Origin of the sequence: Nostoc sp. UHCC 0251 (genome assembly GCF_034932245.1) — a bacterium.
In the GTDB taxonomy this organism is placed as follows: Bacteria; Cyanobacteriota; Cyanobacteriia; order Cyanobacteriales; family Nostocaceae; genus Nostoc.
The window spans coordinates 1-9,639 of the sequence record NZ_JAYGHD010000138.1; the positions used below are offsets into that span (position 1 = coordinate 1).

Annotated in this window: 10 protein-coding genes; 1 reads left to right on the plus strand and 9 read right to left on the minus strand. The window is 43.6% G+C overall.

All coding sequences use genetic code 11. The features are described 5' to 3' along the window. Window positions 1-187, plus strand: a 187-nt coding sequence (locus VB740_RS15240) for a hypothetical protein (RefSeq protein WP_323200825.1), incomplete at its 5' end; no start/stop codon positions are given. Here VB740_RS15240 and VB740_RS15245 read toward each other — a convergent pair. The 9 genes from VB740_RS15245 to VB740_RS15285 form a co-directional block, all read right to left on the minus strand. After that, window positions 184-1,578, minus strand: coding sequence for a calcium-binding protein (locus VB740_RS15245; protein WP_323200826.1), 1,395 nt, complete (start codon window positions 1,576-1,578; stop codon window positions 184-186). The two genes, VB740_RS15240 and VB740_RS15245, sit on opposite strands and share 4 nt — an antisense overlap. 143 nt (window positions 1,579-1,721) lie before the next feature. Next, entirely contained in the window at window positions 1,722-1,865 is a 144-nt protein-coding gene (locus VB740_RS15250; RefSeq protein WP_323200834.1) for a CopG family transcriptional regulator, read from the minus strand. 151 nt (window positions 1,866-2,016) lie between these two features. Then, window positions 2,017-2,199, minus strand: a complete 183-nt coding sequence (locus tag VB740_RS15255) for a hypothetical protein (RefSeq protein WP_323200827.1) — start codon at window positions 2,197-2,199, stop codon at window positions 2,017-2,019. A 366-nt stretch (window positions 2,200-2,565) separates the two neighbouring features. Further along, entirely contained in the window at window positions 2,566-5,760 is a 3,195-nt protein-coding gene (locus VB740_RS15260; RefSeq protein ID WP_323200828.1) for an efflux RND transporter permease subunit, read from the minus strand. Further along, complete coding sequence (locus VB740_RS15265; protein WP_323200829.1) at window positions 5,679-6,125, minus strand: hypothetical protein; 447 nt, start codon at window positions 6,123-6,125, stop codon at window positions 5,679-5,681. Before VB740_RS15265 ends, VB740_RS15260 begins: the two co-directional genes overlap by 82 nt. A 19-nt stretch (window positions 6,126-6,144) precedes the next feature. Next, window positions 6,145-7,515: an efflux RND transporter periplasmic adaptor subunit gene (locus tag VB740_RS15270; protein WP_323200830.1), complete on the minus strand. Its 1,371-nt coding sequence runs from the start codon at window positions 7,513-7,515 to the stop codon at window positions 6,145-6,147. A 93-nt stretch (window positions 7,516-7,608) separates the two neighbouring features. Next, window positions 7,609-8,448 (minus strand): radical SAM protein, encoded by an 840-nt coding sequence (locus VB740_RS15275; protein WP_323200831.1) that lies wholly within the window; start codon window positions 8,446-8,448, stop codon window positions 7,609-7,611. Between the two features lie 4 nt (window positions 8,449-8,452). Next, complete coding sequence (locus VB740_RS15280) at window positions 8,453-8,848, minus strand: hypothetical protein (RefSeq protein ID WP_323200832.1); 396 nt, start codon at window positions 8,846-8,848, stop codon at window positions 8,453-8,455. Window positions 8,849-8,960: 112 nt separating this feature from the next. After that, complete coding sequence (locus VB740_RS15285; protein WP_323200833.1) at window positions 8,961-9,518, minus strand: hypothetical protein; 558 nt, start codon at window positions 9,516-9,518, stop codon at window positions 8,961-8,963. Window positions 9,519-9,639: the final 121 nt, after the last annotated feature.

A 9,639-nucleotide genomic window follows, 5' to 3' on the forward strand; every position in this document is an offset into this window, starting at 1 on the left:
TAACCTTTCCCCCAGACCAAAAAAGAGATTGTTGGGTTTATCCGAAAAGTATTGGAATCATCCCTTGATTCAGCAACGCCGATTTTTCATACAGCGTAAGCATTTTATTGCACGGCTCAATCGAGCGCAAAATGTTATTTTCAGCACCTCGGAATCCCTGCCTAAATGGAGCGCTAATCACAATTAAACAACCACAAAATTGTTTTCGGTTAGTGATAATCCAGCAGATAATTGTGCAAATTTTACCTGTGTAAAGCCAGACGTACTGCCATCTTGGTCAAAAAACAGTCCACCTGTAGAAAAGTCATAAATGAATCGTTGAGTACTAGTGGTTGCAGATATTCCGATGGTAAACTCACTTGGCTCAAGTGAAGGTGTTGCTAAGTTGCCACCAAAATCAGCAGCCGATACCTGAATCAACTCATTAGTGGCGTTGAAGTCATAAAGACTATCAATGCCCCCATTGTAACTATTGAAAGCAAAGGTATCAGTACCATCTCCTCCAATTAGAATATCATTACCGTTTCCACCTGTGATGATATCATTACCAAAACCACCATCAAAAGTGTTATTACCTAATGCGCTATATGCACTAAGAGTATCGTTGCCATTTCCACCATTTAATAGATTGGTGCCTGTTGAATAATCAACAATCAAGTTATCAGCACCAGTGCCACCGTTGAGGGTATTATTTCCTGATGCTCTGCGATAGACTCCTTTGCCAGACTCGCCCTGTTCGTCGTACTCATAGCCAGAGGCACTAAGAGTATCATTACCATCATCTCCAGAGAGCAGATTATTGCCTGATGAATAGTCAACATTCAAGTTATCCGCACCAGCACCACCGTTAAGGGTGTTATTGCCAGTGGTGTGATAAAAACTTCCTCCGTAGCCGTAGCCGTAGCTAGAAGCTGTGAGAGTATCATTGCCACCGTCTCCATTGAGCAGATTAGCGCCTCGTGAATAATCAACATTCAAGTAATCGTCACCAGTACCACCGTTGAGGGTGTTATTGCCAGAGGTGTTATCAAACCTGTAGCCCTCGAAGTCAGAGGCACTAAGAGAATCATTGCCATCGCCACCAAAGAGTAGATTATTGTCTGTTGAAATGTTAGCACTCAAAGAATCATCGCCAAGACCACCATTGAGGGTGTTATTACCATCGGCAAGATTGACGTTAAGAGAATCATTGTCATCGCCACCATCCAGGAAGTTATCGCCTGTTGAATAGAAAGCACTCAAGCTATCATTACCAGCACCACCGTTGAGGGTGTTATTACCAGATACTTCAGGGTCATAGTAGCCACCAGAAACGCTAAGAGAATCATTGCCATCGCCACCAGAGAGTAGGTTATTGCCTGCTGAATACTCAGCACTCAAGCTATCGTTACCAGCGCCACCATTGAGGGTGTTATTACCAGACACCACATCGTAGTCACCTAAGGCACTAAGAGAATCATTGCCATCGCCACCATCGAGTAGGTTATTGCCTGTTGAAGAATTAACTTCTAAGTAATCGCTGCCAGTACCACCAATGAGAGTCTTATCATTAATAATGGTTTCAGTAATATTTGTCATAATTTTTACCTTCTTTAATCGATTGTTGGACTAACTTTAGTTCTAAACCCTGAGTTAGTGCTGTTTTAGCGCACAAATAACTAGCCGAAAGTTGGCACCTTCGATAAGTTCTTTTATGTCATTTCTAATCATCCTTGTCTTGTTTATTCAACTTTTAAAAAGCGAATTAACTGCCGAATTACATCAGTGACTGGTCTGCCCGTGCTTGAACAGTATTTTTTAAGTTTCTGTGCTTCAACTGATGTAAGATTAATTGTGATTCGTTTAGCAACCCATTTCTTCTTCAGGATTTTAGACACTTCTTCCTACTCAAAAGCCTCTTTGTTAACTCTGCGTTCAATAATCATCGTCACTACTCATTTTTTGTTACAGTAGTAATTACTGTTTTTCAAGTGCATCATTTAAAAAGCACTCAACAGTATTCTTAATGTTTAAGAGCTAGTACTTTTGTTTTTTCTTATCAGCAGGGTTTCCTGTGAAGGGCTGAACTCCTGTTTTGGGATATTGGTCATCAGTGGGAGAAAAAATTCTAGTAACTGCTTGTGCTATGTATTGAATAACTCGTTGTAAAGCTATCAAAAAATGACGAAGTTGATGTTTAAAAGTTTTGAAAGTAGTCATGAATTCCTCCTTATTGTTCAATCTCTATCAGAATACTTAGTAATTTAAACTTTAAATTCTTGTTTTCACTAGCATTCTCATAACTCAACAATGTAGTTATATCTATAAAGCACATTGGCTCTATCTACTCTTAATTTAGGGAAAGAACTTGAGGAACTTGTGAGGAATCAAGTGATGAGTTATAAATTCGATTTCTCAACTTATATCATGTCCAGTTGAACAGTTGTCATTGCAAACGAAATGAAGCAATCACAAGGGCTGTGCGATTCCTTCAGATTGACGACTGTTGCAAACATGAAGAATTGCTACAACATTTTATTCCACAACAAACACACACTCGATATTTTCTTCATGTCATGGGGATAGTTAAGAATTAGTAATTATTTCGACCATAGATTGATCCACTTGGGTATTGGCATCCTTATGAATTCCTTTGTGCTTACGCCAGAGTTTATAGTAAAGAATTGGTACTGCCGATCGCGACAGTAACAAGGATGCGACTTCACCTGCCATCAGTGATATTGCTAGCCCCTGAAAGATCGGGTCAGCGAGAATAATTGCCGATCCCACAACTACAGCAGCAGCGGTTAACAGCATTGGACGGAACCGGACGGCTCCCGCATCAATTACGGCTTCTTCTAAAGGCATCCCTTCTTTCAGGCGTAACTCGATGAAATCCACTAGGATAATCGAGTTACGCACCACAATTCCGGCTCCAGCAATAAAGCCAATCATCGATGTGGCTGTAAAGAACGATCCCATTAACCAGTGAGCAGGCATAATTCCGATGAGTGAAAAAGGAATGGCTGCCATAATTGCTAATGGGGTTGTAAATGATTGGAACCAGCCCACTACCAGCGCATAAATCAGTAAAAGCACCACCGCAAAGGCAATGCCCAAGTCGCGGAAGACTTCATAAGTAACTTGCCATTCACCATCCCACTTAATCGAGTAGGTTTCGGTGGTTGGGGGTTGTTCAGTCAGGTAGGTCTGAATTTTTGCACCTGTTGCGGGAATTAGTTTATCGATCTTTGGTTGCAGGTTAAGCATGGCATAGACGGAACTCTCGACTTTGCCAGACACGTCACCGAGAACATAGACGACAGGCTGTAAGTTTTTGTGGTAAATGCTAGTATCAGCGATCGCTGTTTCTGTTTTCACTAAGGAACTCAGAGGTACTAGATTGCCGTTTGCGCCCTTCAGATTAAGGGATTTGAGATCGTCTAAGCTGGTGCGGCTCGACTGACTGAAGCGCAGATTAATCGCCACATCCTCACGGGCATTTTCATCATGTAAAAGTCCCACATTTTCACCAGAAATTGCCATTTGCAAGACTTGGGAAATTTGAGTGGGACTGATGCCGTTGAGTGTAGCTTTCTCGCGATCAATTACTAATCGATAATCTGTCTGCGGAGTTTCCACATACCAGTCCACATCAACAACACCATCAGTTGACTGATATAATTGAAAAATTTGCTTGGCGAGGTCAACTTGACCTTTGTAATCGGGGCCATAGACTTCTGTAACCAGCGTTTGCAGCACCGGGGGCCCGGGCGGAATTTCGGCAATTTGAATCCGAGCATTGTAGCGATCGCTAATTTCCTTCAGTTTGGGACGAATTGATTTAGCAATATCGTGGCTCTGACGTTGGCGCTCTCCCTTGGGTAAAAAGTTCACCTGAATATCAGCAACATTGGTACCCGATCGCAAAAAGTAATGCCGCACTAAGCCGTTGAAGTTATAAGGTGAAGCTGTACCTATATAACTTTGATAGTTAATCACTTCCGGGACGGTGGCAAGATATTGTCCCATTTCTCTCGTCGCTCTAGCAGTCTGCTCTAGCGTCGTGCCTTCAGGCATATTTACCACCACTTGTAACTCGCTTTTGTTGTCAAAGGGTAGCATCTTCAAGATGACTAAACGAAATCCTGCCAACCCGCCCAAAATTAGGATTAAAGCGATCGCAGTTGCCACTAAAAAAGCCGTTCCCCGACGCGGATAATGCACCAGAGGATACATAAAGCGGCGATACATTTGACTCAGAGCATCTTCCCCGTGAGCATGAGCAGCTTGACTAGAGCCAGTGAATACCCGTATTGTTGTCCAGGGAACCACAATAAATGCTACCAATGCTGAAAATATCATTGCCGCCGAAGCACCTAGTGGAATTGGGCGCATATATGGCCCCATTAAGCCGCCAACGAACGCCATTGGTAAGATTGCGGCAATTACTGCCACAGTTGCCAAAATTGTCGGATTACCAACTTCATCCACTGCTTCTAAAACAATTTGTTTCAGGGTGCGGCGGCGATTTGTAGAAATTTGTAAGCGGGTTTTATTTTCTGGTAATTCCAGATGACGGCCGACATTTTCCACGACCACGATCGCATCATCTACTAAAATCCCAATGGAGAAGATTAAGGCAAAGAATGTTACCCGATTGAGTGTGAATCCATAAAAAACAAAGCTGGCCAAAGTTAAGGATAATGTGACTGGAATCGAGACAGCCACCACCATTGCCTCTTTTTTGCCCATGACAAACCACATCAGCAACGTCACAGAAACCACAGCGATCAGCATGTGAAACAGAAGTTCATTAGAACGTTCTGCGGCTGTTTCGCCATAGTCACGAGTGACTGTCAAATGAACATTATGAGGAATATAGTTATGCTTAATTTGCTCCAGTTTGTGGAGAACTCGATGAGATACCTGAATAGCATTAGCCCCAGCGCGTTTAGCGATCGCGATCGTCACCGCTTCGGTTTCACTAGCATTTTGGGTAATGCTCTCTCCTTTGCTTTGATTTAAATCAGCTGGAGTCTGATGATTTCTCCCCTTGTCTCTTGCCTCCCCTCGCCTACTTCCTTGTCCAAAAAATACATAACTGGCGGGTTCTTCTGAACCATCGGTAACGATCGCCACATCTCGCAAATAAACGGGTTGATTATTCGCAACAGCAACTACAAGCCCTTTGGCATCTTCAGCTGACCGAATAAAACTTTGAGTTCTAACTAAAAACGATTGATTATTTTGACTTAAAGCACCACTAGCAAGTTCAACATTCTGAGACTGCAATGCCTGGGAAATTTCTAGTGGTGTTAATCCAAATCCATTTAGTCGGGTGGGATCTATTTCTACTCTAAGTTGTCGCTTCTGTCCACCAATAATTGTAGTTTCAGAAACATCGGGAATTTGCTTAATTTGTTCATCTAATTGAGCCGCAATTTGCCGTAATTCTGCGCCAGTAGTCTTTTCTCCCCATAAAGATAAAGCAAGAATAGGTACATCATTAATCGCTCGTGACTTAATTAAAGGTTGGGAAACACCGGGGGGAATCTTATCAAAGTTAGCGTAGAGTTTGTTATAAAGCTGAACAATAGAATCTTCTGTATTTTGACCAACTAGAAATCGCACAATTACTAAAGATGAACCGGGCTTGGAAGTAGAGTAAACATATTCCACTCCCGGCAATTCCTTAATCAACTTCTCCATCGGTGCGGTGACGCGCTGCTCGACATCCTTCGCCGATGCTCCCGGCATTTGCACAAACACATCTGCCATTGGTACTGCTTTGCAGACTGAATCATTGTTGGCAACGTAGAACTCATCCCAATCATTGGAATAGGCTGCTGTTTGCTAACACGGTCATACATTTTAGAGACATGTGATTGAATCAAAGTTACAACTTGAGGATTATCTGATTCAGTCACAGTCCGAATACCACCCGGAATCTCTTCTACAATGCGATGAATTTGATTGTGATCGGCAAAGAGTTGATGGATCGTTTGAGTATCGTTATCATGTCTCATGCCATGATTGCCCATCATTCCCGGAGGTCGTCTCATTTGTCCATTCACCACTTGAGGGATGATTAAAACTACTATTAAAGCTAAAATCAAAAACCAGAATAAAAACTTGCGCTGCATTGGGAACCCCCCAAAAAATTCAAGGTTGCGGGTTGATCGCTTGTCCGTCGCTGAGTTGATTAATTTTGTTGGTAATGATGCGATCGCCACTCATCAATCCGGCAACAATTTCTACTTGTCTATTTTGTACTTTCCCGACTTTTACCCAACGTAAAACAGCGATCGGTTGAGAGCCGCTTTTTTCTACCACATAAACCCCTTGTAATTGTCCCCGTTGCATCAAGACATCCGCAGAGATGAAAATTGTTTGCTGTTTTTCCCCTAAAGGTAAGGTAATTCGCCCAAACATCCCAGAAATTAACCTGCCAGAATTACTCAGAGGGATTTTGACCAAGAAACTGCGAGATTTTGGGTCTGCGGCTGGAACAATTTGTTGAATGGTAGTATTTAAAGTTTGATTGACAGCATTAAACCGTACTTTGACTGATTGACCGACACGCACGAAACACAACTTCTCTTCCGGTACAGCGATCTCAAGCTGAAGTTTGTCTGGATTTTCGACTTTTAGCAATGGCGTTCCTGGAGTTGCCATTTCCCCTTCATAAGCCAACTTCTGAATCACGACTCCATTAAAAGGAGCAATTATCGTTCCGTAGCTTTCATTGATATCTGCGGAGGTGACACCAGATTCGGCCTGTTTGACAGCAGAACGAAACTGAGCGATCGCCGCATTAGATTGACTAATCGCCGCTTCTGCTTGGCGAATCCCGGCGTTAATCTGAGCAACCTTAGATTTTGCCTGCGTTAAGACAGTGTTTGCCCGATCCAATTGCTCTTGGGAAACAGCCCCATCTGCCCGGAGGGTTGCCATCCGCCTCTGATCGATAGTTGCTAACTGTAGCGCCGCTTGCGTCTCGATTTTTTGCGCTTCAAACTGATTCAACATTGCTTGAGAACGCGATAATTCTGCTTGGTGTTGCATCACAACAGACTGGGCTTGAACAACCCCAGACTTCGCCTGATTGGTTTGGGCAGTCATATCTGTGACATCAATCTGAGCCAGAACTTCACCTTCACGGAAGCGATCGCCTGATTCTAGCGACAACTTGGTAATCCTTCCCATCACTCGCGTTGACAGGGTTGCCTGATCAACAGGGCGAATTGAACCAGAAAGTTCCAAAGTATTGACAATTGGTTGAGAACGAATAGTTAGGGTTTCAACTGCGATGGCTCCGCCCGCCGCAGGCATCGCTGGGACTAAGGCGGCTTTTGGTGAATGGGCAGAGCGAGTTAATTGTAGAATGCCCCAGGTTCCTCCTGCCAGCAGTAATGCACTTAAGAGTAACAGTCCCCACCCCTGACGAGAAAGCCTTGGTGAAGGAGACTGTTTTTGCTCAGTGAATCCATCAATTGTTTTACCCTGCGATTCATCTGAGGTAGTGTGAGTCATCTGATCGAGTCTTCCTTATTGAGTGAAGTTGCAAAAGGGTTAATGGAATTGAGTTAAGGGATGATTGATGTGTAGATTTGAGTTTTATTTTCTTCATGATTGACTAATATGAATTGGATAACGGACTGGAATCCCTAATGTGCTTTGAATCCGATTGGCAAAGCTCTGCAATAGATCAACTGAAACATATTTGAGCGATCGCCCTAAATCAGAGTTTTCCGGGAGATGATTACCTCTTGCCTCCAAAGTATGGGTTAGAGGTTTGGGACGGGTTGGCGTATTTAGCTGAATTTCATCTGGGCATAATGTCTGCATCAGAGAAATGTATGTTTCTTGTTCTCGATCATTCCATTCGGTTAGTAGCATGGTTTGAATCGCTAGTCGTCCGATATACATCCGGCGAAATTCTAATATCCCTGCCCAAAGGTGCATCAGGTCGAGATCGGATAGCGATCGGTTGACGAGATGAAACTGTCGAATACCGACAGCATCAAATTTGACAGCGACCAGATCGGCGATCGCCAACGCTTCTCTAACCGACGCATTGAGAAGCAAACTTCCATTTGTCAATACCGCTATAGTTTTATTGGTAAAGGCTTTAGCAGTGATTAAAATCTCTGCTAAATTTAATGCTAGTGTAGGTTCTCCGCTACCGCTTAACGTGACACAATCGATATCAGATGGCGTAAAGTATTGCAATTCTTGATGAATTTTTTGGGTAGGGACAAAGATCCGGCGATGCAGGCTTTGATGCTCAATTTTACCCAGTTGACAATATACACAGTTAAATGAACAGGTAGATACTGAACCAATTGGATCAATCCCCAGCGATCGCCCAAATCGCCAAGACTGAACGGGGCCATAAACTGCCTTGAATAGGGTTGATATGGCAACGATAGAATCTAACTGCTGTTGTGATATCTGATTATTCATAAATTTATACTCTTCCGATGACTGAGAACGATTTGATAAATGGTTTTGCCATCCGAGGATCTTGAATCATGGCAGTGTAATCTCCCACTCGAAATTGCAATTTTTTACTTATGTACGCCATACTCAATCCCATCATGTTCAACCCTTTGGTTTTCCATTGTTGCCAGTGATTGCGATCGGCACGTAAATCCCAGTTAAGTTTTTGTCCGTCATAACTTCCGGCAGAAACCACCCATCCTTCTTGAACGATCAGAACGCCCATCGGGTTTGGATCGTCTACAAAACCATAAGCGATCGCGGAATTAAAATGAATCTTGGCAAGGGCATCGGCTAGCTCAGGTTCGGCGTTCCACTGTTTACCAAAACCTTGCATCCATTCGGCTGAAAATAAGTCTGCCATTGTTTTCTCCAATTAATTTGCTAGTTAACCTTAGATTGAACGTAAATCGATTAACTGGATGTCTGGGCTTCATCTTGTCGAAACCTCCGGTAAAGTAGAGGATTAATCATCTTCATCCTTTTACTTGAATCAGTTGTGGGCTGGGAATAATCGGTTCCACCAGAGGCAGGCCGATCGCCCGAAAGGCCCAACGCTCAAACCAGGGAATCGTCCAGCCCAGGCGCAATTTCGTCAGAAAATATTTCTCGAATCCTGTTTTCATCCAAGACACCCAGATGCCGTTATAGGTTAAGGCCCGGTGGCGATGTCCTGTCTCATCCGGTAATAGTGGATCGGCCAAAAACAGCGCTCCAGTATCGCCAAAATCCGCGAAGCAAATGGCCTGTAGAGTTGGTTTGTTCTGACATCCAGAAATTACCCCTAATTCCAGGGCAATATTATGGGCAACAGCCAGCGCCATTTCCTCGGACATCAGCCCCACCTTGGGAGCGCCCGTAGGAATGGGGGTTTGCTCCATTGCTTTGAGTTGGGTGATCACCCCTACGGCGTAAATCGACTCAAAGTCAGGGTGACGATAAGTTGGTAATACGGGTATAAACCCCTTGGCATCGGTTAGCCCCGGTGTTTCACGCAGGAAGCGTGGCCCGCGAAACGGCGGCAAGACCATCACGAATTTAGCTGGAATCCTCCGCCCATCAGCCAGATAAACAGCGTCAGGTTCAAAATGAGAAATGGCGGTAAGCTAATCGGCATTTAAATTGCAACATAGTCACTATTGCCTTTGTTTTTTA